Annotated in this window: 24 protein-coding genes; 18 read left to right on the top strand and 6 right to left on the bottom strand. The window is 67.2% G+C overall.

What is annotated here, in order from left to right; genetic code table 11:
- Positions 1 to 4: 4 nt before the first annotated feature.
- Complete coding sequence (locus KB879_RS04560) at positions 5 to 757, bottom strand: Asp/Glu racemase (RefSeq protein ID WP_010812897.1); 753 nt, start codon at positions 755 to 757, stop codon at positions 5 to 7.
- A 347-nt stretch (positions 758 to 1104) separates the two neighbouring features.
- Here KB879_RS04560 and KB879_RS04555 point away from each other — a divergent pair, with 347 nt between their 5' ends.
- From KB879_RS04555 to KB879_RS04530, 6 genes are all read left to right on the top strand, one after another.
- Entirely contained in the window at positions 1105 to 2265 is a 1161-nt protein-coding gene (locus KB879_RS04555; RefSeq protein ID WP_013955908.1) for an FAD-dependent monooxygenase, read from the top strand.
- A gap of 86 nt (positions 2266 to 2351) precedes the next feature.
- On the top strand, positions 2352 to 2849 hold the full coding sequence (locus KB879_RS04550; RefSeq protein ID WP_211980830.1) for a (2Fe-2S)-binding protein: 498 nt from the start codon (positions 2352 to 2354) through the stop codon (positions 2847 to 2849).
- Between the two features lie 47 nt (positions 2850 to 2896).
- A complete protein-coding gene (locus KB879_RS04545) occupies positions 2897 to 5770 on the top strand; it encodes a c-type cytochrome (RefSeq protein WP_371827409.1) in 2874 nt (957 codons plus the stop codon).
- Between the two features lie 629 nt (positions 5771 to 6399).
- Positions 6400 to 7800, top strand: coding sequence for an MFS transporter (locus KB879_RS04540; RefSeq protein ID WP_013955905.1), 1401 nt, complete (start codon positions 6400 to 6402; stop codon positions 7798 to 7800).
- 200 nt (positions 7801 to 8000) lie between these two features.
- A complete protein-coding gene (gene upp / locus KB879_RS04535; protein ID WP_013955904.1) occupies positions 8001 to 8651 on the top strand; it encodes a uracil phosphoribosyltransferase in 651 nt (216 codons plus the stop codon).
- Positions 8652 to 8779: 128 nt separating this feature from the next.
- Positions 8780 to 8944 carry a DUF3149 domain-containing protein gene (locus tag KB879_RS04530; protein ID WP_013955903.1) on the top strand — a complete coding sequence of 55 codons (165 nt, stop codon included), beginning with the start codon at positions 8780 to 8782 and terminating at the stop codon, positions 8942 to 8944.
- 50 nt (positions 8945 to 8994) lie between these two features.
- On the opposite strand, the gene KB879_RS04525 is transcribed toward KB879_RS04530, so the two are convergent.
- A complete protein-coding gene (locus KB879_RS04525; protein WP_013955901.1) occupies positions 8995 to 10521 on the bottom strand; it encodes a helicase HerA-like C-terminal domain-containing protein in 1527 nt (508 codons plus the stop codon).
- A gap of 229 nt (positions 10522 to 10750) precedes the next feature.
- On the opposite strand from KB879_RS04525, the gene KB879_RS04520 reads away from it, so the two are divergent.
- From KB879_RS04520 to rng, 8 genes are all read left to right on the top strand, one after another.
- Positions 10751 to 11476, top strand: coding sequence for a YebC/PmpR family DNA-binding transcriptional regulator (locus KB879_RS04520; protein WP_013955900.1), 726 nt, complete (start codon positions 10751 to 10753; stop codon positions 11474 to 11476).
- 84 nt (positions 11477 to 11560) lie between these two features.
- Positions 11561 to 12829: a phosphoribosylamine--glycine ligase gene (gene purD / locus KB879_RS04515; RefSeq protein ID WP_010812906.1), complete on the top strand. Its 1269-nt coding sequence runs from the start codon at positions 11561 to 11563 to the stop codon at positions 12827 to 12829.
- A 176-nt stretch (positions 12830 to 13005) separates the two neighbouring features.
- Positions 13006 to 13917, top strand: coding sequence for an oxygen-dependent coproporphyrinogen oxidase (gene hemF / locus KB879_RS04510; RefSeq protein ID WP_013955898.1), 912 nt, complete (start codon positions 13006 to 13008; stop codon positions 13915 to 13917).
- Between the two features lie 10 nt (positions 13918 to 13927).
- Entirely contained in the window at positions 13928 to 14662 is a 735-nt protein-coding gene (locus tag KB879_RS04505) for a nicotinate-nucleotide adenylyltransferase (protein WP_013955897.1), read from the top strand.
- A 61-nt stretch (positions 14663 to 14723) separates the two neighbouring features.
- Positions 14724 to 15461: a ribosome silencing factor gene (gene rsfS / locus KB879_RS04500; protein ID WP_013955896.1), complete on the top strand. Its 738-nt coding sequence runs from the start codon at positions 14724 to 14726 to the stop codon at positions 15459 to 15461.
- Between the two features lie 53 nt (positions 15462 to 15514).
- Positions 15515 to 15994: a 23S rRNA (pseudouridine(1915)-N(3))-methyltransferase RlmH gene (gene rlmH / locus KB879_RS04495; protein ID WP_011614787.1), complete on the top strand. Its 480-nt coding sequence runs from the start codon at positions 15515 to 15517 to the stop codon at positions 15992 to 15994.
- A 33-nt stretch (positions 15995 to 16027) separates the two neighbouring features.
- Positions 16028 to 16642, top strand: coding sequence for a nucleoside triphosphate pyrophosphatase (locus tag KB879_RS04490; protein WP_153955042.1), 615 nt, complete (start codon positions 16028 to 16030; stop codon positions 16640 to 16642).
- 87 nt (positions 16643 to 16729) lie between these two features.
- The gene (gene rng, locus KB879_RS04485) at positions 16730 to 18196 is read left to right on the top strand and encodes a ribonuclease G (RefSeq protein ID WP_013955894.1); all 1467 of its coding nucleotides are present in this window, start codon (positions 16730 to 16732) and stop codon (positions 18194 to 18196) included.
- 58 nt (positions 18197 to 18254) lie between these two features.
- Here rng and KB879_RS04480 read toward each other — a convergent pair whose 3' ends face one another.
- Complete coding sequence (locus KB879_RS04480; RefSeq protein WP_013955893.1) at positions 18255 to 18563, bottom strand: hypothetical protein; 309 nt, start codon at positions 18561 to 18563, stop codon at positions 18255 to 18257.
- 273 nt (positions 18564 to 18836) lie between these two features.
- Here KB879_RS04480 and KB879_RS04475 point away from each other — a divergent pair, with 273 nt between their 5' ends.
- Complete coding sequence (locus KB879_RS04475; RefSeq protein WP_013955892.1) at positions 18837 to 19349, top strand: hypothetical protein; 513 nt, start codon at positions 18837 to 18839, stop codon at positions 19347 to 19349.
- Between the two features lie 12 nt (positions 19350 to 19361).
- On the opposite strand, the gene KB879_RS04470 is transcribed toward KB879_RS04475, so the two are convergent.
- Positions 19362 to 19952, bottom strand: a complete 591-nt coding sequence (locus tag KB879_RS04470; RefSeq protein WP_013955891.1) for a peroxidase-related enzyme — start codon at positions 19950 to 19952, stop codon at positions 19362 to 19364.
- A gap of 181 nt (positions 19953 to 20133) precedes the next feature.
- Between KB879_RS04470 and waaC the strand changes: the two genes are divergently transcribed.
- Positions 20134 to 21120 carry a lipopolysaccharide heptosyltransferase I gene (waaC, locus tag KB879_RS04465; protein ID WP_010812916.1) on the top strand — a complete coding sequence of 329 codons (987 nt, stop codon included), beginning with the start codon at positions 20134 to 20136 and terminating at the stop codon, positions 21118 to 21120.
- 58 nt (positions 21121 to 21178) lie between these two features.
- Here the strand turns inward: waaC and msbA are convergent, their stop codons facing one another.
- Together msbA and KB879_RS04455 are read right to left on the bottom strand one after the other, a co-directional pair.
- On the bottom strand, positions 21179 to 22909 hold the full coding sequence (msbA, locus tag KB879_RS04460; RefSeq protein ID WP_153955049.1) for a lipid A export permease/ATP-binding protein MsbA: 1731 nt from the start codon (positions 22907 to 22909) through the stop codon (positions 21179 to 21181).
- Positions 22910 to 23000: 91 nt separating this feature from the next.
- Complete coding sequence (locus tag KB879_RS04455) at positions 23001 to 23774, bottom strand: glycosyltransferase family 25 protein (RefSeq protein WP_013955888.1); 774 nt, start codon at positions 23772 to 23774, stop codon at positions 23001 to 23003.
- Between the two features lie 299 nt (positions 23775 to 24073).
- On the opposite strand from KB879_RS04455, the gene KB879_RS04450 reads away from it, so the two are divergent.
- Together KB879_RS04450 and KB879_RS04445 are read left to right on the top strand one after the other, a co-directional pair.
- A complete protein-coding gene (locus KB879_RS04450) occupies positions 24074 to 24853 on the top strand; it encodes a glycosyltransferase family 2 protein (RefSeq protein ID WP_211980828.1) in 780 nt (259 codons plus the stop codon).
- Between the two features lie 37 nt (positions 24854 to 24890).
- Positions 24891 to 25964 (top strand): glycosyltransferase family 4 protein, encoded by a 1074-nt coding sequence (locus KB879_RS04445; protein WP_153955037.1) that lies wholly within the window; start codon positions 24891 to 24893, stop codon positions 25962 to 25964.
- The last annotated feature ends 7 nt before the right edge of the window (positions 25965 to 25971 follow it).

Raw genomic sequence — 25971 nt, 5'->3', positions numbered from 1 at the left:
CCCTTCAGTACGCGCCCGACAGCAGCGCGCCGGCGCCCGGCACCACCGGCTCCAGCCCGAGCCGCTTCAGCAGCGCATAGGTGGTGGCGACGGCGGCGGTGACCACCGGCTTGCCGGTCATCGCCTCGACCTTGGCCACGGCTGGCAGCGACGGCATCTGCACGCACGCCGACAGCACGATGACATCGGCGTCGGCCGTATTCATCTGCGCGACGATCTCCGGCAGCCGTGCCGGGTCGTGGCGCCCCACCTCAAGGTTGTCGGGGATTTCCAGCGCGCGGTAGTCGACCACCTCATAGCCTTCATTGCGGATGTAGTCGACCACCAGCTCGGTCAGCGGCTTCATATAGGGCGCCACCACGGCGATGCGCTTCGCGCCCATCACCTTGAGCGCATCGACCAGCGCGCCGGCGCTGGTGATCACCGGCGCGTCGCCGCCGTTCTCGGCGGTATGCGCCTGCAGGCGCTGCTCGGACACCCGGTGGTAGCCGTGGCCCATGGCCATGATGGCCACCAGGCAGGCATAGCCGAGCACGTCGACGCGGGCGTCGCTCAGTTCCACCGCGCAGCGGTCGGATTCGGCATCCATGGCCGCCAGTTCCTCCTTGACCACCTTCTTCATCCGCATCCGGCTTGAGTGGAAGGTGAAGCGTTCCGGGCGCACCAGCTGGCGCGCTGCCAGCATCGCCGGGATCTCGGTTTCCATGGTGGTGTTGGAGCTCGGCACGATCTGGCCGATTCGGAAGACTTTCTGCACTGTCGACTCCGTCATCTGTTTGTCTGTCTACCCGCCTGCCTCGGCCTGGCGGCCCTGCATGCTGTGATTGATTGTAGTGTACACACTTTATCTAAGCAAACAGAATCTGCGCGCCCGCGAATTCACTCGTTCAGTGCATACTTAACTAATCAATCCCTGTATTTGCGCATCAATTCACCGATATAACGCGATGCGTGAGCGTCATCACATTTCCGTAAGGGTTTTCCATAGGTTCATAATTTTCTTCTTTTACTTTGATGTTTTGAGTGTGTACACTCGTTTTCAACGGTCGGCCGAGTGGCCGCCCCAGCCCCCATCGACCTTGTGTCATTGCCAGGAGAAAGAACGTGCAAGGCAAACCGCGAATCGCAGTTGTCGGCGCCGGACTCGGAGGAACGGCCGCGGCCGCCCTGCTGCAGCGAGCCGGCTTCCAAGTCAGGCTGTATGAACAGGCACCGGCGTTCTCGCGCCTGGGCGCGGGCATCCATGTGGGGCCCAACGTGACGAAGATCATGCGGCGCATCGGCATCGAGGACGCGCTCAACGACATGGGCTGCCACCCCGACTACTGGTACAGCCGCGACGGCCTGACCGGCGAGGTGATCGCGCAGATCCCGCTGGGCGACTACGCAGAGCGCCACTACGGTGCCAGCTACCTGACCGTGCACCGCGGCGACTTCCACAAGCTGCTGACCGACGCCGTGGCGCCCGACACGCTGTTCTTCAACAAGAAGCTGGAAAGCGTCACCGACCAGGGCGACGTGGTGCAGTTGCGCTTCACCGACGGCACGGTCGAAGAGGCCGACATCGTGATCGGCGCGGACGGTGTCAACTCGCGCATCCGCGAGACGCTGCTGGGCGCCGAGCCGCCCAAGTACACGGGCTACGTGGCACACCGCGCGGTGTTCCCGATCGCGCGCGTCAAGGGCTTCACGCATGAGCGCTGCACCAAGTGGTGGACCGACGACCGCCACATGATGGTCTACTTCGATACCAGCAAGCTCGACGAGATCTACTACGTCACCGGCGTGCCCGAGCCCGAGTGGGACATGAGCAAGAGCTGGGTGCCGAGCAGCATCGAGGAAATGCGCGCCGCGTTCGACGGCTGGCATGAGGGCGTGCAGTCGCTGATCGAAGGCACCGTTGAAGTGACCAAGTGGCCGCTGCTGGAGCGCGACCCGCTGCCGCTGTGGAGCCGGGGCCGCCTGGTGCTGCTCGGCGACGCCTGCCACCCGATGAAGCCGCACATGGCACAAGGCGCCGCGATGGCGATCGAGGATGCGGCCATGCTCACGCGCTGCTTCACCGAGACCGGCGTGGACGACTTCGCCTCGGCATTCGCGCTGTATGAAGCGAACCGCAACGAGCGCGCAAGCAAGGTCCAGCTGGTCTCGCACAACAACACCTGGCTGCGCGGCAACGAGAACCCCGACTGGTGTTTCGGCTACGATGTCTTCAACGTGCCGCTGGTGTCGGCCGGGACCGGGACGCTGTCCGCAGCGGCCTGACGCCTGACCAACCCTGCCCGCCGCAGCCCCTCATCGAAGGGGCGCGGCGCAGCGATGCGTGATGTTCAAACCGCCCCCAGCCCCCGATGAACACGCCCCGCCCCCTGACATTGCAAGTCAACTACGCCGAGCACACGCTGAGCGTGGCCCCTGACACGCCGCTGCTCTACATCCTGCGCAACGACCTGTGCTGCAACGGGCCCAAGTATGGCTGCGGTCTGGGCCAGTGCGGCGCCTGCACGGTGCTGGTGGACGGCATGCCCGCACGCGCCTGCGTGCTGCCGGTCAGGGCCGTGGTCGGGCACGCCGTCACCACGCTGGAGGGACTGGGCACCGACGCGCAGCCCGACCCTGTGCAGCAAGCATTTATCGATGAGCAGGCCGCGCAATGCGGCTATTGCCTGAATGGCATGATCATGACCGCCAAGGCGCTGCTCGCGCAGAACCCCGATCCCGACGAGGCCCAGATCCGCGAGGCGCTGCGCTTCAACCTGTGCCGCTGCGGCACCCACGTGGAAATCGTGCGCGCGGTGCAACGGGCCGCGGTGCTGCAACGGCAGGCGGCCGAGGGGTCGGCATCGTGAACGAAGGGCTCGTGCCACAGGCCACCCCGACCGCGGTCGCGGGCAGCATGCCGCCGCCCGCCGCCGACTGCCTGGTTGCCCGGGTGCTGACACCGCCTGGCCTGCGCTGGATCGACGGCAAGCCGCTGACGGCGCGCCTGCTGGGCGCGGAGCGCGAGGCAGCGCTGGCGCTGCCGGGCGTGCGCGCGGTCGTCATCCGCAACAATTTCGCCGGCATGGCAACGGCTTCCGGCGCACAGGCCACCAACGCAACCCATGCGCTGCAGGCACGATGGTCCGCCCCGCCCCGCGCGGACGACGCGCCGGTAGCGCGCCTCACGCTGGCCCAGCGCGGCAATGCCGATGCGGTGCTGGCCGGCGCCGATGCGCGCCACACGCAGCACTACCAGTGGCCCCTGGCCGGCACCCACGCTGAGGCGTATTGCACGGCCGTCGCCGACTGGCGCGACGGCAAGCTGACCGTGTGGCTGCCAAGCACGCGCCCTGGCGCGCTGCGCGCCGAGCTTGCCGCGTTGCTGGGCATCGCGCCGCAACAGGTGGTGCTGGCCTGCTGGCAATCGCCCGACGACCGCGCGGACCCCGCGCTGCTCGCGCCGCACGCCGCCGCCGACGCGGCGCTGCTGGCCCACGCCGCCGGACTGCCCGTGATGCGTCGGCTGTGTGCGGCCGATGTAGGCCTTGCCGATGCCGTGCTCGATGTGCGCGTCGACACCGCGCTGGCCGGCACCGCCGTCGAAGCCTACGCCGCAACACTGGCGGGCACCGCAGCCCCGGCCGTGCCGCTGGCGCTGTGGCTGACGCATACGGCATCGCCCGTGGCGGACAGCATCGCTGCCGGCCACGCAGGCGACACCGCCATGCCGCCCTATCGCATCCCGCATGTCGACCTGGTCTCGACAGGCAGCGCCGCCGCGTCCGATGCGGCGCCACTGGCGGCAGCCCGGGCCCAGGTGTTCGCCCGGGAATCCCATCTCGACGAGCTTGCCGCCGACTCCGGCACCGACCCGGTCGCGCTGCGGATGGCGCATCTCGACGATGCGCGCGGCACAGCCCTGGTACGCCAAGTGTCCGAGCGTGCCGGCTGGACGTCGGCCGCGCCCCGCGCCAACACAGCGGCCGGCAACGTGCAGCGCGGCCGCGGCTTTGCCTATGCCAACACCGTCGATCACGAAGCCGGGCAGACCTGGTCGGCATGGGTGGCCGAGGTCGAGGTCGACGGCACCACCGGCGAGCTGGCGGTCACGCGCGTGACGGTGGGGCATGACAGTGAATCGCTGCCGCGCGCACAAGCCGCGCCGTCCGCGCGCTCGCTGGAGCAGGCCGTGGCCGATGCCGCCCTGCAGCTGACGTCGGCCACGCCCGCCTTCGACACCTGGCCGGCCGAAGCGCCACCTGCCAGCCAGACGCTGCCAGCCGTGCCGGGCAGCACCCTGCCGGAAATCCGCCTGGCCGGCACGCTCGCCACGCATGACGCGCTGGCTGCCAGCCCGACCGACACCATGCCCGCCGCCGCGGCCGTGGCCAATGCCATCTACGACGCCACCGGCGTGCGCCTGCGCGCGCCGCCCTTCAGCGCCGATCGCATCCGCCTGGCGCTGGCCGAGGCCAGGCCCGGCAACCAGCGCAGCAAGCGCGGCTGGATCGCCGCTGCCGCCGCAGCCGCTGCCGGCGTGTGCGCCACGCTGCTGCCCTGGCGCGCGCCGATCGCACCGGTGGCGCCGCCCGAGGCCGGCTTCTATTCCGCCGCCACGCTCGAACGCGGCCGGCTGGTGGCCGCCGCGGGAGACTGTGCGGTCTGCCATACCGCGCCGGGCGGCGTGAAGAACGCCGGCGGCCTGCCGCTGGAGACGCCCTTCGGTACGGTCTACAGCACCAATATCACCCCGGACGTGCAGACCGGCATCGGCAACTGGTCCTTCGCCGCGTTCGAGCGCGCCATGCGCGAGGGCATCCACCGCGACGGACGGCGCCTGTATCCCGCGTTCCCATACACCGCATTCGCGAAGATCAGCGATGGCGACATGCAGGCGCTATACGGGTACCTGATGTCGGCAGAGCCGGTGAAATCCGAAGTCCCGCAGACGCAGCTTGCGTTCCCCTTCAACGTGCGCCCGCTGCTGGCCGGCTGGAACCTGCTGTTCCATCGCAACGAGCGCTTCACGCCGGACCCGTCGCGCTCCGCGCAATGGAATCGCGGCGCGTACCTGGCCGAAGGACTGGGCCACTGCAGCGCCTGCCATTCGCCGCGCAACGCGCTCGGTGCCGAGCAAGGCGGCCGCCAGTACCTGACCGGCGGCAGCGCCGAAGGCTGGGAAGCGCCACCGCTGAGCGCACTGTCGCACGCACCGCTGCCCTGGACCGAAGCAGCGCTGTTCACCTACCTGCGCGGCGGCTATGCGCCGCACCATGGCGCCGCGGCCGGACCGATGGCACCGGTGGTCGAAGAACTGGCGCAACTGCCTGAGTCCGACGTGCGCGCGATCGCGCACTACGTGGCCTCGTTCGGCACGCCACCGCCCTCGCCTACCGTACTGGCCGCACAGGCCGCGCAGATCGAGCAGCGCAGCGCGCAGGCCGCGCGCACCCTGGGCGGTCCCGGCGAACGCCTGTACCAAAGCGCATGTGCGGTCTGCCACCAGTCGGACCAGGGCATCGCCCAGTTCGGCGTCAAGCCTTCGCTGGCGCTCAATACGAACCTGCACAGCAAGCTGCCGGACAACGTGATCCAGGTGCTGCTGCAAGGCATGCCGGCACCGCCCAACAGCGAACTGGGTGCGATGCCGGCCTATGCCGACACCCTCGACGACCAGCAGATCACGCAGCTGGCGCAGTACCTGCGCGCGCGCTTTGCGCCCGACAAACCCGCATGGCAGGACCTGGAGAACACCGTCGCGCGCCTGCGCGCGATGCCTGCCCACTAGGACCAACGCAGACGCCGCGGGGCCGGCTCGCCGCGCCTTCCGCATCCACGCTGACCGCACCTACGCCGTGCCTGGCAAGGCGCTTCGCCACCGGGCAGGGAGACGTGCATTCCCGCGCCGGCGCCATGCGCGCCACGCGCGGGAAAACCCCGAGGAGGGAAAACGCAATTCGGCCTTGCCCGCCAATTTCATGTAGCTTACGCTGAACGATCATGTAGTGCGCACTACATGAGTGCCGCTAGGCCCGCAGCGGTGCCTCCCCGCACAAGGACGGCGCGCCGCAAGCGGCAGACGAGACAACAAAACTAAAAGATTGGCCCTTTACATCACCGGAAGCGCTGGCCCGGGGCTTGCATAGTTCCCCGCAGCGCCGACCGGGAGGCCGGGCCTGGACCAACCAAGGGTAGACAACAAGGAGTGACTATGTCGTATCAGAACCAAGCAGGTGTTGCGAGCGTGCTACCGGGTTAGTTCCAGCCTCGCCAATTGGAGTACTCACCACGTTTCGTTGCAATTTGGTGCGGTTGTCCCGGTGTGATCATCACGCATTAGTCAGTACCGTCTGGCCCTGCTTCGATAAACGTGTGCGTCCGAGTTCAAGAACCAGCCTATAAAGACAGGTAGACAACATGTCGTCATCAATTTCATCCATGGCAACCACGACCATCCCGGAAGTCACGCTAGGCTCGGCCCCACAGCCCAGCGCGCGGGGAGCATCGCCTCAAACCATCACGATCGAGCAAGGCATCCGCGCGGCCGGCGTCGGCCGGTTCCAGTATCGGCTCTTTGTCATCTTCGGCCTGGTCTGGCTGGCTGACGCGATGCAGGTGCTGTCGATCGGCTTCACCGCGCCGTCGATTGCGGCGACCTTCGGCATTCCCGTACCGACCGCTCTGCAGACCGGGACGATGTTCTTTGTCGGCATGCTGATCGGCGCATTCGTGTTCGGCCGACTGGCTGACAGGATCGGCCGCCGGCCCGTGCTGATGATGGCGGTGGTCATCGACGCCATCTGCGGTGTCGCTTCCGCTTTCGCACCGGACTTCCAGTGGCTGCTGCTGCTGCGCTTCCTGACCGGCATCGGCGTGGGCGGCACGCTGCCCGTGGACTACACCATGATGGCCGAGTTCCTGCCCTCGGACCGGCGCGGTCGCTGGCTGGTGCTGCTGGAGTCGTTCTGGGCCGTCGGCACGATCCTGCTCGCCATTCTTGCGCTGATCGCCGTGTCGCGAGGCGATGATGCCTGGCGGCTGATCTTCCTCGTCACGGGCATCCCCGCCCTGGTCGGCGTGGTCTTCCGGTTCTTTGTTCCCGAGTCTCCGCTCTACCTGAATAAATCGGGACGCTCGGCCGAGGCACGCGCGGTGCTGCAGCGTGTCGCCACCGCCAATCGCGTGTCCGTGGAAATCGGCAACCTGGAGCCGCAGCCGATGGAGCGCAAGTCGGTCTTTGCGCTGTTCGCGCGCGGATGCCGGCGCCGCACCATCTGCCTGCTTGCCGCCTGGGCGCTGATCTCGATCGCCTACTACGGCGTCTTCGTCTATCTGCCGGTCAAGCTGGCGGGCCAGGGCTTTGGCTTCATGCGTGGCCAGGTCTTCCTGATTGTGCTCGCGCTGGTGCAGCTTCCCGGGTTCGCGCTGGCCGCGCACGGCGTCGAGCGCTGGGGCCGCAAGCCGACGCTGATCGGCTTCCTGCTGCTCAGCGCGGCAGGTTGCATGCTCTATAGCCTGGGCCAGTCCACCGCGCTTATCGTCGGCTCGACCCTGCTGATGAGCTTCTCGCTCCTCGGTACCTGGGGCGCGCTCTACGCCTTCACGCCCGAGGTGTACCCGACCGACCTGCGCGCCAGCGGGATGGGCACTGCCGGCGCGATGGCGCGCTTTGGCGGCCTGTTTGCGCCTTCGATCATTGCACCGATCATGGCCAGCCAGTTCACCCTTGCCCTGGCGCTGCTTTCGTCATTTCTTGCCGTGGCGGCAATCGCCATCTACATGGTGGATATCGAGTCGAAGAATCGCGCGCTTGACTAGCGCAAGGCACCGCCGGCCGCTCCCGGCAGTTCAGGGAGCCCGCCGGCGGCTGGCGTGGGCGGGTCTCGAAAGCGAAGCCACGGGCAGGGCGGCCCGCTTCCATTACAATCCGGCTGCAACGGCGCGGCGCGCTGGTCCATCCGATCTCGCCGCCCGCTTCACCTGCTTGTCCCTACCCCGCCGAGCCCTCGCCGCCAGCCATGAAACAAGATCCGCGCTTTCCCAACCTGTTCATCCTCGACCACCCGCTGATCCAGCACAAGCTTTCGCACATGCGCGACAAGGAAACGTCGACGCGCACCTTCCGCGAACTGCTGCGCGAGATCACGCTGCTGATGGGCTACGAGATCACCCGCAACCTGCCCTTGACCACACGCCGCATCGAAACGCCGCTGGTAGAGCTGGAGGCGCCGGTGATCGCCGGCAAGAAGCTGACCATCGTGCCGGTGCTGCGCGCGGGCGTGGGCATGAGCGACGGCCTGGTCGAGCTGATCCCGTCGGCGCGCATCGGCCACATCGGCGTGTACCGCGACGAGCAGCACCGCCCGGTGGAATACCTGGTGCGTCTGCCTGACCTGGAAGACCGCAGCTTCATCCTGTGCGACCCGATGGTGGCCACGGGCTACTCCGCCGCGCACGCGGTGGAGGTGCTCAAGCGCCGCGGGGTCAAGGACGAGGCCATCACCTTCGTTGCGCTGGTGGCGGCCCCGGAGGGCGTGGAAGTGTTCCAGAAGGCGCATCCAGGGGTGAAGCTGTTCGTCGCCTCGCTGGACAGCCACCTGGACGGCGATGCCTATATCGTGCCGGGCCTGGGCGATGCGGGCGACCGCCTGTTCGGCACCAAGAACTGAGTGGTGCGGCGGCGGGCTGGCTTGCGCTTGACCGGCCTCAATAGTCCGCGCCACAGGGCTCCCTACACTGGCGGCAAGCGCCGGCGAGACCTCGCCGGCCGCCATCGCCAACGCAAAGGGAGCCAAGCATGGAAGCCTTCAAGATCCTGTTCAGTACCAGCACCGGCCTGATGAGCCTGGGCGTGATCGTCTTCATCATCGGCATGGGGTGGTTCTTTGCGCGGATGTTCGCGCGCAAGATGCGCGAGGACGCGGCAGCGGCCAAGGCGCAGCAACAGGCGCAGCGCCACTAAGGAAAAGGGCCGCATCGCGCGGCCCTTTCCGTCATTCCGTCAGTCCGTCTTTACTTCTTCTTACCCAGCAGGCTGCCCAGCACACCGCGGATCAGTTCGCGGCCGACCTGCGACCCCACCGTGCGCGCGGCCGACTTGGCCATCGACTCCAGGATCGAATCGCCGCGGCCGGTCTTGCCGGTGCCCTTGGTCAGCGTGCCGAAGATCTCGCCGGCCGTACCGAGCCAGCCGCTGTCCTGCTCACCAGCGGGCTGCCCCGCCGGCGCGCCGCCAGCGCCCTTGCCGTTGCCATTGCCGGCCGTCGCCACGCTGCCGCGCAGCTTTTCATAGGCGGATTCGCGGTCCACGGTCTTCTCGTAGGTGCCCGCCACCAGCGAACTGGCGATCAGCTGCTTGCGCTCTTCCTCCGTCGCCGGGCCGATGCGGCTGCCCGGTGCCAGCACCCAGGCACGCTCGGTCACGCAGGGCGTGCCCTTGGCGTCCAGGAACGACACCAGCGCTTCGCCCACGCCCAGTTCGCTGATCGCGGTTTCCAGGTCCAGCCTGGGATTGGCGCGCATGGTGGTGGCAGCCACCTTGACCGCCTTCTGGTCGCGCGGGGTAAAGGCGCGCAGCGCATGCTGCACGCGGTTGCCCAGCTGGCCCAGCACGGTGTCGGGGATATCGATCGGGTTCTGCGTGACGAAGTACACGCCCACGCCCTTGGAGCGCACCAGCCGCACCACCTGCTCGATCTTGTCGAGCAGCGCCTTGGGCGCATCGTTGAACAGCAGGTGGGCCTCGTCGAAGAAGAACACCAGCTTGGGCTTGTCCAGGTCGCCGGCCTCGGGCAGCTTCTCGAACAGCTCGGACAGCATCCACAGCAGGAAAGTGGCGTACAGGCGCGGCGCGTTCATCAGCTTGTCGGCGGCCAGGATATTGACCACGCCCTGGCCCTTCTCGGTCTGGATGAAGTCTTCCAGGTTCAGCATCGGCTCGCCGAAGAAGACATCCCCGCCCTGCGATTCCAGCGCGATCAGCCCGCGCTGGATGGCGCCGATCGAGGCGGCCGAGATATTGCCGTACTCGGTGGTGAACTGGCCGGCGTTGTCGCCGACGTACTGCAGCATGGCGCGCAGGTCCTTGGCGTCGAGCAGCAACAGGCCGTTGGCGTCGGCAATGCGGAACACCAGGTTCAGCACGCCCTGCTGGGTGTCGTTCAGCTCCAGCATGCGCGACAGCAGCAGCGGGCCCATATGCGAGACCGTGGCGCGCACCGGATGGCCCTTCTCACCGAACACGTCCCACAGCGTGGTCGGGCACGCGCCCCATGCCGGCTCCGGCAGGTTCAGGTCGGCCAGGCGCTGCTTGAGCTTGTCGGACGGCTGGCCGGCCTGCGAGATGCCGGTCAGGTCACCTTTGACGTCCGCCATGAAGACCGGCACGCCCAGGCGCGAGAAGCCCTGCGCCAGCGTCTGCAGCGTGACGGTCTTGCCGGTGCCGGTGGCGCCGGTGATCAACCCGTGCCGGTTGCCCATCTGCGGCAGCAGCACCAGTTCATGTTCGGCGTTCTTGGCGATGAGGATGGGGTCGGCCATGATGTTCCTGGGTTCCGTAAGCGTCTGATAGCGTCTGATGGGATCTGGTGGATCCGGGGCGGCGCGGGCAGGCCCGCGTGATAAAATCCTGGGCTGATTATAGCCAGCCGCCAGGCATATCCGTCACCTGGCGCGCGCTGTCCGAGGGCTTTGCCACCCCGGTTACGGCGTGCATGGCGACCCCGCACAACATCACCGCAGATCACCGCATTCCGCTTCGGAGAGAATCATGGCCGGTCACTCGAAATGGGCCAATATCAAACACAAGAAGGCCGCCGCTGACGCCAAGCGCGGCAAGATCTGGACCCGCCTGATCAAGGAAATCACCGTTGCCGCCAAGCTCGGCGGCGGCGATGTCGACTCCAACCCGCGCCTGCGCCTGTCGATTGACAAGGCCATGGACGCGAACATGCCCAAGGACAACATCCAGCGCGCCATCCAGCGCGGCGTGGGCGGCATGGAAGGCGCCAACTACGAAGAAATCCGCTACGAGGGCTACGGCCTGGCCGGCGCGGCCATCATCGTCGACTGCCTGACCGACAACCGCACCCGCACCGTGGCCGAAGTGCGCCATGCGTTCTCCAAGCACGGCGGCAACATGGGCACCGAAGGTTCGGTGGCGTTCATGTTCACCCACTGCGGCCAGTTCCTGTATGCCCCCGGCACGCCGGAAGACAAGCTGATGGAAGCCGCGCTCGAAGCCGGCGCCGACGACGTCGTCACCAACGACGACGGCTCGATCGAAGTCACCTGCCCGCCCAACGACTTCTCGGCGGTCAAGGCCGCGCTGGAAGCCGCCGGCTTCAAGGCGGAAGTGGCCGACGTGGTGATGAAGCCGCAGAACGAAGTCAGCTTCAGCGGCGACGACGCGCTCAAGATGCAGAAACTGCTCGACGCCCTGGAAAACCTGGACGACGTGCAGGAAGTCTTCACCAACGCGGTAATCGAAGACTAAGCTGCAACAAGCCCCCATCGGCGGCGACCCGGACACAGCCCAGGCCGCCGCCTCTTAGTATGTGTTTCTTTTCTGGCAGTGATCATGAAAGTATTGGTTGTCGGCTCGGGTGGACGTGAACACGCGCTGGCCTGGAAATTGGCCCAGTCCCCCAAGGTGCAGGTGGTGTATGTCGCGCCGGGCAACGGCGGGACCGCGCTCGACAAGCGCCTGCAGAATGTTCCGCTGACCGACCCCGAGGTCATCGCCGCCTTTGCCGAGCGCGAGGGCGTGGCCTTCACCGTGGTCGGCCCCGAGGCCCCGCTGGCCGCCGGCATCGTCGATATCTTCCGCGCCAAGGGCCTGCGCATCTTCGGGCCCACCCAGGCTGCCGCGCAGCTGGAATCGTCCAAGGACTTCGCCAAGGCGTTCATGGAGCGCCACGGCATCCCGACCGCCGCCTACCAGACCTTCTCCGACGCCACCCAGGCGCACGCCTACATCGACGCCCAAGGCGCTCCGATCGTGATCAAGGCCGACGGCCTGGCCGCGGGCAAGGGCGTGGTGGTGGCGATGTCGCTGGAAGAAGCGCACACCGCGGTCGACATGATGCTGGCCGACAACAAGCTCGGCGACGCCGGCGCGCGCGTGGTGATCGAAGAGTTCCTGGACGGCGAGGAAGCCAGCTTTATCGTGCTGGTCGACGGCAAGAACGTGCTGGCGCTGGCCACCAGCCAAGACCACAAGCGCCTGCTGGACGCCGACGCCGGCCCCAACACCGGCGGCATGGGCGCGTATTCCCCCGCCCCGGTGGTCACGCCCGCGCTGCATGCGCGCGCGCTGCGCGAGATCATCCTGCCGACCGTGCGCGGCATGGAAAAGGACGGCATTCCGTACACGGGCTTCCTGTACGCCGGCCTGATGATCGACAAGGACGGCAACCTGAAGACGCTGGAATTCAACTGCCGCATGGGCGACCCCGAAACCCAGCCGATCCTGGCGCGCCTGAAGACCGACCTGGTCGATGTGATGGAGCACGCCGTCAACGGCAAGCTCGACAGCATCGAGCTGGACTGGGACCGCCGCACCGCGCTGGGCGTGGTGATGGCCGCCTACGGCTATCCCGACAGCCCGCGCAAGGGCGATGCCATCACCGGCATCCCGGCCGAGACCGACGACAGCGTGACCTTCCACGCTGGCACCACCCTCAAGGACGGCACCCTGCTGACCTCGGGCGGGCGCGTGCTGTGCGTGGTGGGCCTGGCCGACACCGTCAAGGCAGCGCAGCGCGCCGCCTATGCCGCGGTCGAGCAGATCCGCTTCGACGGCATGCAGTACCGGACCGACATCGGCTACCGCGCCATCAAGCGCTGATCCTTCCCGGCAAACGCCGTTCCGGCCGGCATGGCTGATCCGCCTTGCCGGCCAGCTTTGGACCCGCGCGCCCGGCCAGCGGCCCCAGCCGGTACAATCGTGACAACGTTGTGACGCACCCGGCAGCCGCCAGCGCTGCCGGACGCCGAGCCCGGTCCATCCGCTTTCCGCCAATCATGATCGATTCCCAGGCAGTCCGTGCCTATCTGCTCGGTCTGCAAGACCGCATCACCGATGCCATCGGTGCCATCGACGGCCAGCCGTTCCTGACCGACGCCTGGGAGAAACCGCCCACCGAACGCCTGCGCGGCAGCGGCCGCACCCGCATCCTGGAAGGCGGCGCGGTGATGGAGCGCGCCGGCGTGGGCTTCTCGCACGTGAGCGGCGACACCCTGCCGCCGTCGGCCACCGCCAACCGGCCGGAACTGGCCGGTCGCAGCTTCGAGGCCATGGGCGTGTCGCTGGTGTTCCACCCGCGCAATCCCTATGTGCCCACAGTCCATATGAACGTGCGCTGCTTCCTGGCGGTCAAGCCGGGGGCCGAGCCGGTATGGTGGTTCGGCGGCGGCATGGACCTGACGCCCTACTACGGCGACGCCGGCGACTGCGCGCACTTCCACCGCACCTGCCAGCAGGCGCTGGCCCCCTATGGCGATGACCTGTACCCGCGCTTCAAACAGTGGTGCGACGAGTATTTCTTCCTGCGCCACCGCAACGAGGCGCGCGGCGTGGGCGGGATCTTCTTCGACGACTTCTCCGCGCTGGGCTTCGAGCGCAGCTTCGCCATGATGCAATCGGTCGGCGACGCCTTCCTGGACGCCTACCTGCCGATCCTGCAGGCGCGCAAGGACACGCCCTACGGCGAGCGCGAGCGCGGCTTCCAGGCCTTCCGGCGCGGGCGCTACGTCGAATTCAACCTCGTGTTCGACCGCGGCACGCTGTTCGGCCTGCAGTCGGGCGGACGCGCCGAATCCATCCTGATGTCGATGCCGCCGCTGGTGACCTGGCGCTATGACTGGCAACCGGAACCGGGCAGCCCCGAAGCGGCGCTGTACACCGATTTCCTGCCAGCGCGCGACTGGGCCTGACGCCTGACCTATGGCCAATCCAGCGCAACACCGCAAGCCCGCCGCCGACGCGGGAGAACCGCCGCAACCGTCCGCCCGCCCCTATCGCCTGGGTATCCTTGGCGGCACTTTTGATCCCCCCCATGTCGGCCACCTGGCACTGGCGCGGCTGTGCATCGAACACCTTGGGCTGGATGAGCTGGTGTGGATCCCCACCGGCCAGTCGTGGCAAAAAGGCGACGACGTGACCCCTGCCGCCGACCGCCTGGCGATGACCGAACTGGCCGCCGCGGCGCTTGGCGACAGCGGCGCCAAAGTCCGCGTGAGCCGCATGGAAGTGGACCGCGCCGGCCCCAGCTACACCATCGACACGGTACGCCAGCTGCGCGCCGAATACGGCCCCGAAGCCTCGCTGTGCTGGTTGATGGGCGCCGACCAGCTGCTGCGCCTGCACACCTGGCACGGCTGGCAGGCCCTGTTCGAACATGTGCACCTGTGCACCGCCACGCGGCCGCGTTTTGAGCTGGCGGCACTGGAGGGTCCGGTGCTGGCGGCACTGGCCGAACGCCAGGCTGACACGCACCTGATACAATGCACGCCCTCCGGCCGGATGTGGATCGACCAGACGCTCGCCGTCGACCTGTCTTCCACCCACCTGCGCCAGCGGCTGGCAGCCGGCCAGCCGGCAGATGACCAACTGCCGCCCGGCGTGGCACACTACATTGCCAACCACGGGCTGTACCGCAACGCCCCGGCCAGGGCATGACCGGGGTTGCACCAATCCCGGCGCCCACCCCCAACCGATCTCAGCTGAACAAGAAGACACCATGGATATTCGTAAACTGCAACGCGCCATCGTCGACGGCCTCGAGGATGTCAAAGCGCAGGACATCAAGGTGTACGACACCAGCCACCTGACCGAACTGTTCGACCGGGTGGTGATTGCCAGCGGGACATCCAACCGCCAGACCAAGGCGCTGGCAGCGTCGGTGCGGGATACGGTGAAGGGAGCCGGCGGCCATATCGTGGCGGTCGAGGGCCTGGAAACCGGCGAATGGGTGCTGGTCGACTGCGGCGACGCCGTGGTCCACATCCTGCAGCCGCAGTTGCGCCTGTACTACAACCTGGAAGAGATCTGGGGCGACAAGCCGGTGCGCATGAAGCTGGCCACCGGCGGCCGCGGCCTGGCCAAGGCCAGCGAGCCGATGGACGAGGACGAGGACGAAGCCCCGGTGCGCACCGTGCGCCGCGCCAGCAACCTGCGCCCCGCGCTGGCCCGCCTGCCCGAAGGCATGAAGGAGCCGTCGCCGCCGATGGGCCATGAGGACACCGACGCGGACGCCATCGCCACCATCCGCAAGCCGGCCCGCAAGACCGCCACCAAGTCGGCAGCGACCAAGACCGCCGGCACCCGCGCCGCCGCGCCGCGCAAGACCGCTGCCGGCACCACCGCGCGCAAGACCGCGACCAAGACCGCGGTCAAGAAGGCCCCGAGCAAGACCGCTGCCAGCAAGACCGCAGCAGCCAAGCCGGCCGCGCGCAAGCGCACCACCCGCTCGGCCTGAGCCCCGGCGCGCGGCCGCCAGGCGGCCGCGCAGCATGACCCGTCCTCTGCCCCATGCAACTGGTGATCGTGGCCGTCGGCCACAAGATGCCCGGCTGGATCGAAACCGGCTTCAGCGAGTACGCTAAGCGCATGCCGCCCGAGCTGCGCATCGAACTGCGCGAGGTCAAGCCTGAAACCCGCTCATCCAGCAACAACGCCGCCACCGTGATGCAGCGCGAAGCCGCGCGCATCGAGGCGGTGCTGGGCTCGCTGTCGAAGCAGTGCCGCATCGTCGCGCTGGATGAGCGCGGGCGCGACTTCACCACCGTGCAACTGGCCGCGCAGCTGACCGACTGGCAGCGCGAGGGCGGCGACGTGGCCTTCCTGATCGGCGGCGCCGACGGGCTCGACCCGGCCCTGAAAGCCCGCGCCAGCACCCTGATCCGGCTGTCCAGCCTGACCCTGCCGCACGGCATGGTGCGCGTGCTGCTGGCCGAGCAGCTGTACCGCGCCTGGTCCGTCACGCAGAACCACCCCTATCATCGGGCCTGATCCCGGCTGTCGCCGGAAGGCCCCTCCGCCGCGATGCCCGACACCCTGCACGACTATCTTTACCTCGCCTCGCAGAGCCCGCGCCGCCGCGAGCTGCTGACCCAGCTCGGCGTGCGCTACGAACTGCTGCTGGCCGATGACGACGAGGATGCCGAAGCGCTCGAGGCGGTCCAGCCCGGCGAAACCCCCGACGACTACGTCCAGCGCGTCTGCGCGCTGAAGGCAGAAGCCGCGCTGCGCCGCCGCGAACGCCGCGCGCTGCCCGATGCGCCGGTGCTGACCTCGGACACCACGGTCTGCCTGGGCGGCCGCATCCTGGGCAAACCCGCCGACGGCGCCGATGCCGCGGCCATGCTGGGCGCGCTCTCGGGCAGCACCCACCGCGTCCTGACCGCCGTGACGATCGTGTCGACCACGGGCATGCGGCATGCGCTGTCGATCTCCGAAGTCACCTTCCGCCAGATGCAGCCCGCCGAGATCGAGCGCTACGTCGCCAGCGGCGAGCCGCTCGGCAAGGCCGGTGCCTACGGCATCCAGGGCCGGGCGGCGGAGTTCGTGGAGCGGATCGCGGGCAGCTATTCAGGTATCATGGGCTTACCTTTGTTTGAGACGGCGGCGTTACTTCGCCAGGCTCATCTGCAGTTCTGAGCCGCGCCCTCCGTGCCCAGACAAGACCCGGCCCCCGCGCCGGGCCACCCTATACAGCCGGACCACCGGCGACGCGTTTCACCCGCTATGACTGAAGACATCCTCGTCAACATCACGCCCCAAGAGACCCGCGTCGCCATCGTGCAGCAGGCCGCCGTGCAGGAACTGCATGTCGAACGCACGCTGACGCGCGGGCTGGTCGGCAATATCTACCTGGGCAAGGTGGTGCGCGTGCTGCCCGGCATGCAATCGGCCTTTATCGACATCGGCCTGGAGCGCGCCGCCTTCCTGCACGTGGCCGATATCTGGCATCCACGCGACGCCGACCGCAACAATTCCACCCCGCAGCTGGCCATCGAGAAGACCCTGTTCGAAGGCCAGGCGCTGATGGTGCAGGTGATCAAGGACCCGATCGGCACCAAGGGCGCGCGGCTGTCCACGCAAGTGAGCATCGCCGGGCGCACCCTGGTGTACCTGCCGCAGGACCCGCATATCGGCATCTCGCAGCGCATCGAGGGCGAAGTGGACCGCGAGGCGCTGCGCAGCCGCGTGCAGGGCCTGGTGCCCGCCGACGAGCGCGGCGGCTTTATCGTGCGCACCATCGCCGAGGAAGCGACCGACGAGGAACTCGGCAACGATATTGCCTACCTGCGCAAGATCTGGGGCACGATCCGCCAGAACGCCACCACCCTGCCCGCGCCCAGCCTGCTCTACCAGGACCTGAACCTGGCCCAGCGCGTGCTGCGCGACTTCATCAACGACGCCACCGGCGTGATCCAGATCGACTCGCGCGAGAACTACCAGATGCTGCTGGAGTTCGCCAAGGAATACACCCCGGCGGTACTGCCGCGGCTGTCGCACTACACCGGCGAGCGCCCGATCTTCGACCTGTTCAATATCGACGCGGAGATCGAGAAGGCGCTGTCGCGCCGGGTGGACCTGAAGTCGGGCGGCTACCTGATGATCGACCAGACCGAGGCGATGACGACCATCGACGTCAACACCGGCGGCTACGTGGGCGCGCGCAACTTCGACGACACCATCTTCAAGACCAACCTGGAGGCGGCCCACACCATCGCGCGGCAGCTGCGCCTGCGCAACCTCGGCGGCATCATCATCATCGACTTCATCGATATGGAGAACGCCGAGCACCGCGACGCGGTGCTGTCCGAGCTGAAGCGAGCGCTCGCACGCGACCGCACCCGCATCACGGTCAACAGCTTCTCGCAACTGGGCCTGGTCGAGATGACGCGCAAGCGCACGCGCGAGTCGCTGGCGCATGTGCTGTGCGAGCAATGCCCGGTCTGCCAGGGCAAGGGCCAGGTCAAGACGCCGCGCACGGCCTGCTATGACATCCTGCGCGAGATCATGCGCGAATCGCGCCAGTTCAACCCGCGCGAATTCCGCATCCTGGCCTCGCAGGAAGTGATCGACCTGTTCCTGGAAGAAGAAAGCCAGCATCTGGCGATGCTGGGCGACTTCATCGGCAAGCCGATCTCGCTGCAGGTGGAATCGACGTTCCACCAGGAGCAATACGACATCATCCTGATGTGAAGATGCCGGCGCAGGCATGGAAAGGCCCGCTCACTGGCGGGCCTTTCTGCATTCTGGCCTAGGGCCGGATCACGACTTGCGGACTCACCACGAAGGCGGGTTCGGGCTGGTAGTACACAGCCGGCGGCGGCTGGTACACGACCGGCCGGTCCTTGCACTTGCGCTCTTCCTTGTACTCGCCGTTGTCTTTCCACTTGCGCTTGATCTTGCAGTTGCCGACCCAGAACTCTTCCTTGTAGTCGCCGCCCTTGTAGCGGCGCGCGTAGTGGTGATCGTCGTCCCAGTCGTCGTCGGCATGCGCGGCGGCGGAGATGGTGCCAAGGAGCACGGGCAATACAACGAGGGCAACAAGGGCGCGGGGCTTCATTCTGGGGGCGGCGAGCGATGGTTGAGGAAGGCTAGCACGCCGCATCCCGCATCTATGTATCAAGCTGTTTACGAACGTAACCGCGTTGCAGCGCATTCGTCTGTCCGCTTGCGTCCGCCTCCTCACGGGCTCGGGGATGGTCCTACTCCAATTCCGTTTGCCATCCGCTATAACTAAGCTAGGGTAGTCAGCGGCATCCGCACGGATGCCGCGCCCGGCCTGCCGCCCCGATGCAAGGCGCGGCCCGGCCGGCAAGCAAGCGAGGAGTCCGGCATGAACGCCACGAACCATGGGGCCTGTCTGCTGGCCCTTCTGTTGTCGGTAGCGTGCGCGCCATTGCCGATCACCAAGCGCGCGCCCCTACCGCCGCCCGAGGCGAAGGGCGAAGCGGTCGCCGCTGCGCCCAAGGAGCGCGCCACCCCTATCGCGAACAAGACCATCAACATTGCCGCCGCCTGCAAGCGCACCGAGGAAGATGGCTTCCGCGAAGACGCGCTGATGGACGTCAGGGCCAACGAGGTGCGCGCACTGAAATGGAAGTTGTGGGTATCGCGGCGCGGCAGTTGCGAATTCAACCTGGCCGAGTTCCGCCAGGTCCGCGAGAGCCCGCACATCGAACTGCAGGCCATCGACGGCAGCCAGTGCAAGCTGCTGGTGTGGCAGGACCCGCGCCGCGTGACGCTGGCCCATAACCGCTGCGAGAAGCACTGCACGCCCGGCATCTACGAGCAGGCGTGGCCGGTGCTGTTCGATCCCAAGAGCGGTGCCTGCGCCGAGGTGCGCTGAGCCCCTGCGGCGTTACTTCGCTTTCGGCACCCGGCCCATCAGGTAGAACTCGTCGTTCGGGCGCATGCTGATCGTGTTCGCCATCCGGTTCGACAGGCCGAAGAACGCCGTGATGGCGGCAATATCCCAGGCATCCTCCTCGGAAAAACCGTGCTCGCGCAGCGCAGCAAAGTCGGCATCGCCCACTTCATGCGACGCCTTGCACACCTTCATCGCAAAGTCGAGCATCGCGCGCTGGCGCGGCGGAATATCCGCCTTCAGGTAGTTCACCGCCACCTGGTCCGCCACCAGCGGCTTCTTCTCATAGATGCGCAGGATTGCCCCATGCGCCACCACGCAGTACAGGCACTGGTTGGCACCGGAGGTCGCCACCACGATCATCTCGCGCTCGCCCTTGGTCAGGCCGCCCTCCTTGAGCATCAGCGCGTCGTGGTAGGCGAAGAACGCGCGGAACTCGTCGGGACGGTGCGCCAGCGCCAGGAAGACGTTGGGGACGAAGCCGGCTTTTTCCTGGACTTCCAGGATGCGGGCACGGATGTCGTCGGGAAGGTTGGTCAGCGCGGGGATGGGGTAGCGGCTGATGGGGAATGACGTGTCGGACATGGTGGTCTCCTGTTGGATATGCGTCATCGATCGTGAGCTTCTGATGCAGATACTAACGGATCGGCATGGGTGTAGCGGGCGCTATGTCGCCCATGCATCGCACGGACACTTGTCTCCTGGATAAGGCATACTACGCACCTTCCGAACCAGGCGGGGCACACTGCCCGCCCTACTGTTCCTGATGAAACGTATTCTCATCGTCAAGCTGACCTCCCTCGGCGACATGGTGTTCACCCAGCCGCTCGTCGCGGACCTGCAGCGGGCCTTTCCCGGCGTCAAGATCGACTGGATCGCCGACTCATATTGCGCCGACGTGCCGCGCTGGAATCCGAATATCGAGCGTGTGATTTCCGCGCCGCTGCGCGGCTTCAAGAAGTCGCGCAATTGGGCTGGCTTGCGTGCGATCTTCAGTGCGCTGCGTGAACTGCGCCGCGAGAAGTACGATGCGGTGCTGGACGTCCACGGGGTCTACAAGAGCGCCATCGTGACGTTCCTGGCACGCACGCGCAATCGCTATGGCTACCCCGTGGCAGAGTTGGGCGAGAGCGGCGCTCGCTTCGCCTACAACCATGTGTTCCAGCCATTTGTCGAAGAAGATTGCGCGCGGCAGCGGATGCGCCGCGCCGTCAGCCGCGCCCTGGGCTATGAGCTGACCAGGGACATGGACTACGGCCTGGAGATGCCCGCAGACACGCCGGCGCCGGCCGCCAAGGGTCCGTACGCGATGCTGTTCCATGCCACCTCTAGCGAAGAAAAGAAGTGGCCGGTCGCCGACTGGATCAGCGTGGGCAGCGCGATCTCGGCGCGCGGGCTGCGCGTGCTGGTGCCCTGGGGCAACGACGCGGAGCGCAAGGAAGCCGAAACCATCGCCGCCAGCGTGCCCAACGCCGAAGTGATGCCGCGCCTGAGCATCACCGGCGTGGCGCAGATGGTAGGCAAGGCATCGCTGGTGGTTGGCATGGACACCGGCTTCGTGCATATCGCCGATGCGCTGCGCCGCCCGACCGTGATCCTGTTCACGACCACGTCGCGCCACCTGTACGGCGTCGATGCGCCGGGCCGCGCGGTCTCGCTGGGCGGCGGCGGCGTGGTGCCGCGGCGCGATCAGGTGCTGGCTGCCATCGATGAAGTGCTGGGCGTGCAGCCGCCCGTCACCTCGCCAAACTGAGCACGCAGGAAACGACAAAGGCCGGCGCAAGCGCCGGCCTTTGTCGTTGGTACGTCCGTTACCGTTGCTGCGTCGCGAACTGGATCCGGTGCAGCCCGGCGTACAGGCCGTTGGCCGCCAGCAGCTGCGCGTGCGTGCCCTGCTCCGCCACGCGGCCGTGGTCCAGCACGGCGATGCGGTCGGCGTTCTCGATGGTGGACAACCGGTGCGCAATCACCAGCGTGGTCCGGCCCCTCATCAGTTCCTCCAGCGCCGCCTGCACCTGGCGCTCCGACTCCGAATCCAGTGCCGAAGTGGCCTCGTCCAGGATCAGGATCGGTGCGTCCTTGTACAGCGCCCGGGCAATCGCCAGCCGCTGGCGCTGGCCACCGGACAGCTTCATGCCGTTGTCGCCGATATTGGTGTTCAGGCCCTCCGGCAGCCCCTTGACCGTTTCCGTCAGGTAGGCGGCCGCCAGCGCGCGCTCAACGCGGGCCATGTCGATCTCGCTATCGGATTGCGCGCCATATGCCACATTGGCGGCGACGGTGTCGTTGAACAGCACCACGTCCTGGCTGACGAAGGCAATCTGGTTGCGCAGGTCCTTCAGCGACAACTCGGTCAGCGGCGCGCCATCCAGCAAGATGCGCCCGGCAGTGGGGTCGAAGAAGCGCGGCACCAGGTTGACCAGCGTGGTCTTGCCGCTGCCCGACGGGCCCACCAGCGCCACCACCTCGCCCGGACTGACGCGCAGGTCAATGCCCTCCAGCGCTGCGCGGGACGCTTCACCGTAGCGGAAGCCGACTTGCTCGAAGGCCAGCTCGCCACGGGCACGACCCAGCATCTTGCCACCGTCCTGCGGCTCGATCGGTTCATCGATCAGCCGGAAAATCATCTCGGCTGCGGTGATGCCGCGCGTCAGCGGCTGGTTGATGTCGGTCAGGTGCTTGAGCGGCGAGATCAGCAGCAGCATCGCCATCACAAAGCCGGTAAAACCGCCCACCGTGGTCTGGTTGGCCTGTGCCTGCACCATCGCAATGGTGATGATCACCGACAGCGCCAGCGCAGCCAGGAAGGCCGTGACCGGCTGGTTCAGCCCGCCGGCAACCGCCATGCGCATCGAGTAGTTCTTGAGCCGCTCGGCCACGGTGCGGAAGCGGCCCATCTCGTAGGCTTCGCCGCCATGCAGCTTGACCACCTTGTAGCCGCCCACGGCCTCTTCCACGACATAGGCAGCGTTGTTGGTAAAGGCCTGGTGATCGCGGTTGAGCTTGCGCAGCCGGCGGTTGATCTTCGACATCAGGTAGCCGATCACCGGCAGGATCACCGCCACGATCAGCGTCAGGCGCCAGTTGGTATAGAAGAGATAGATCAGCAGCGCGACAACCGTCAGCGAGTCCCGCACCAGCGTGATAAAGACGCTAGTCAGGATCTGCAGCACCTGGTTGACCTCGAAGATCACGGCATTGATCAGCGAAGCCGCCGTGTTGCGGTGGAAGAACGACGCCGGCGCCTGCAGCAGGCGCTCGAACATCTGCAGGCGCATCTTCAGCAGCACGCGGTTCGAGATCAGGTTCAACAGGTAGCCCGAGGCAAACTGCGCCACGCCGCGGATCAGGGCCACGCCGGTCAGGATCGCGGGGACATGCCACAGCGTGCCGGCGTAGTCGCCGCCGAAGCCCTTGTCGAGCAGGTCATTGACAACCTTGGGGATCACCCCTTCGCTGCCCGCGACCACGGCCATGGCGAGGATAGCGCCGATGAAGATACGTAACTCGGGGCGCAGGTAAGACCAGAGCCGGCTGGCCATGCTGGACGGCACGGCGGCACCTGGCGAAATGGGCGGTTTGGATGTGGTCACTGATATTTCTTGTGTGTGGAGGCGACGTGCCGGCCCGGCGCTAGCCCGGCCGCTTCTGCCGGGCTACCCGAAGGAAGGGCCTGACGATGAGCTGGAACAGGAAGCGCTGATAGACGTAGCGGCGCAGATAATAGCCGATGCTGCGCTGAGCCTTGTCGGTGGCGTCCAGGTCGGCGCGATGCGTTTCGAGCGACGAGGTCTCGGCCAGCTCGGTCAGGCCAATGCAATATGGCACCACCGCACTGACCGACACCAGACCCTGTTTTTCAAAGGCCGACCAATAGTCGGCCGCGCACCACAGCGGCTGCAGGCCGGCCAGCAGCCGCTGCGCTGCGGCGCGCGTCACCACGTAGCCGTGCGCGAGCCACCATTCGCCGTAGCGCCTGACCAGGCGTCGCTCGCCGCCAAGCCTGCGCGCACCCCAGCGGGTGTACTTGTCGACATGGGACAGCAGCACCACCTCGGCCCGGTCCGGATCCAGGCGTGACTCGAGGTCGGCCAGCACGCTTGCGAGGTCGGGGCCGAGCGATGCATCGTCCTCCAGCACCAGCGCGAAGGCGGCGCCGTCGTCCAGCATCTTGCGGTACACGCCAAGGTGGCTCAATCCGCACCCCACCTCGCCCCGGCTCATGGGGCGGTAACGCGCGGCGGCGGCGGCGGCATCGTACTTGCTGGCCACTTCCTCCTCCGCCAGCACGCGGCCATCCACGGCCCGGAACACCTGGAACGGGATACCAAGGCCCGCCAGCTGGCCGGAAATGCGCTCCCGGCGCTCCCGCGCGGTGTCGAGATTGATGACGTAGGCGCCGATCATACGGCTAGCGCCTGCGCGTCCGGTCTTGCCCGGATTGCAGCCGGCAAGAGAGAGGCCAATGCTGCACGCGCAGGCAGAAGGAAGACTTCTTCCATCCCGGCAGAACGGGACAATTGTGCTCGTATCATCAATTTGAGAATCAGGAAACGGCCCGCGAGCCGACTCGATCGCATCAGGGTGCGCGAAGGGCGCCATGCGCCAGTGCGGTAGAATACGCGGTCTCGATCCAGCGCCTGGCGCCGTGGGCGACTCCGGCGGCCCGTCGGTCTTGTCCGACCTGCGTGCCTCCCCTATGTTCCATGAGAGTCTCGGCCGTCATCATTACCAGGAATGAAGCTCACAATATCGGGCCATGCCTCGAAAGCGTGTCCTGGTGCGAAGAGGCGATTATAGTGGATTGGGCCAGCACGGATGACACGGTGGCGATTGCGCGTGCTGCCGGCGCCACTGTCATCCAGACCGACGACTGGCCTGGCTTCGGACCGCAGAAGAACCGTGCGGTTGACGCCGCCACGGGCGACTGGATCCTGAGCCTCGATGCCGATGAACGTGTCACCCCCGCCCTGCGCGACGAGATCCGGGGCCATCTGAAGCGGGCCGACGCCCACGCGCTTGCGCTGCCGCGCCTTTCAGCGTTCTGCGGCACCTTCGTGCGCCACGCAGGCTGGTATCCGGACTATGTGACCCGCGTCTTCCGCAAGGGCCGCGGCCGCTTCACGGATGACCTGGTCCACGAACACCTGAAGGTGGTCGACCCGGTCACTCATCTGCGCGAGCCATTGATCCATTACAGCTACCGCACACTGTCGGACGTGCTGCGCAAGATCGACAGCTACTCCAGCGCAGGCGCGCAGCAGGCCTACGCGCGGGGCAAGCGTAGTTCGGTGGCGTCCGCCGCGGGCCACGGCCTGTGGGCCTTCATCCGGACCTACCTGCTCAAGCGCGGCTTCCTGGACGGCAGCGCAGGCTTTGGCGTGGCGCTGATGAATGCGCAGGCAAGCTACTACAAGTACGCCAAGCTGGCGCAGTTGCAGGCCGAAACCGATCTCAAGGCAGCCGCCCCCGAGGTCACCCGTTGAGGCGGCCGGCCGCCCCTCCCCTTTATTCCATGCATCGATGAAAGTTGGCATCTCCTGCAATCGCTTCGGCGCAGGCGGCGGCCTGGAACGCTACGCGCTCGACATCAGCCGCGCGATGGCCGCCCGCGCCGGCACCGAGGTGTCGGTCTACGCGCGCCGCTTCGACACCGGCGTGGCGCAGGCGGCCGGCGTCACGCCGCATCGCATCCTGGTCTCGTGGCTGCCCGGCAAGCTGCGCGACCGCTATTTCTCGTGGCGCCTGCAAGCGCGCCTGCCAGCGGATGAAGTGCTGATCGGCTGCAACCGCGTGCGCGGCTCGGACATCGCCATTTGCGGCGGCACCCACCGCGGCTATCTCGGCGCGCGCGGCACGGCAGCGCGCCGCTCCGACCAGTGGCAGATCGACCTGGAGAGTGCGCAGTATGCTGGCGCGCATCGCGTGGTGGCGCATTCGGCGCTGATGCGCCGCGAGGTGATCGAGCTGTACGGGATGCCGCCGGACCGCGTGGAACTGATCTATCCGCCGGTCGACACGCAGCGCTTCACGCCGGTCGACGCCGACGCGCGCGCCGCGTTGCGCCGTGAGTTCGGTTTCGGTGACGATGAGGTCGTGTTCCTGTTCCCGTCTTCGGGCCATGCCCGCAAGGGTTTCGACCTGCTTGCCGACTATTTCTCTGAATCGGACCTGCCGATCACGCTTGCCGTGGCCGGCCGTCCGGTCGGGCGCACCATCCCGCGGGTACGGGAACTGGGCTACAGCAGCCGCATCGACGCGCTCTACCGCGCCGCGGACTTCACCATCCTGGCTTCGGGCTATGAACCGTTCGGACTGGTCGGCGTGGAATCGGTGCTGTGCGGCACACCGCTGGTCTTTGCCGACAATATTGCCTGCCTGGAGGTGATCCGGCCGCAGGCCGTGCATGCCTTCGCACGCGATCGCGCCGAGACGCTCGACCGCGCGATTCGCGCCGCGGTCGACGCGGCACGCAGCGGCCAGGGCCGGCTGGCGGACCCGATGGCGATGCTCAACTACGATCCGGGCATCGAGGCCCACGTCGACGCGCTGCTAACGCTGGCGGCCAGCGCGCGTGCCGCCCGGCAGGCGGCCTGAGACCGCC

Origin of the sequence: Cupriavidus sp. KK10, from assembly GCF_018223725.1 — a bacterium.
In the GTDB taxonomy this organism is placed as follows: Bacteria; Pseudomonadota; Gammaproteobacteria; order Burkholderiales; family Burkholderiaceae; genus Cupriavidus; species Cupriavidus necator.
The sequence above is the reverse complement of the archived record's forward strand: the minus strand, read 5'-3'. Positions and strand labels throughout refer to the sequence as shown.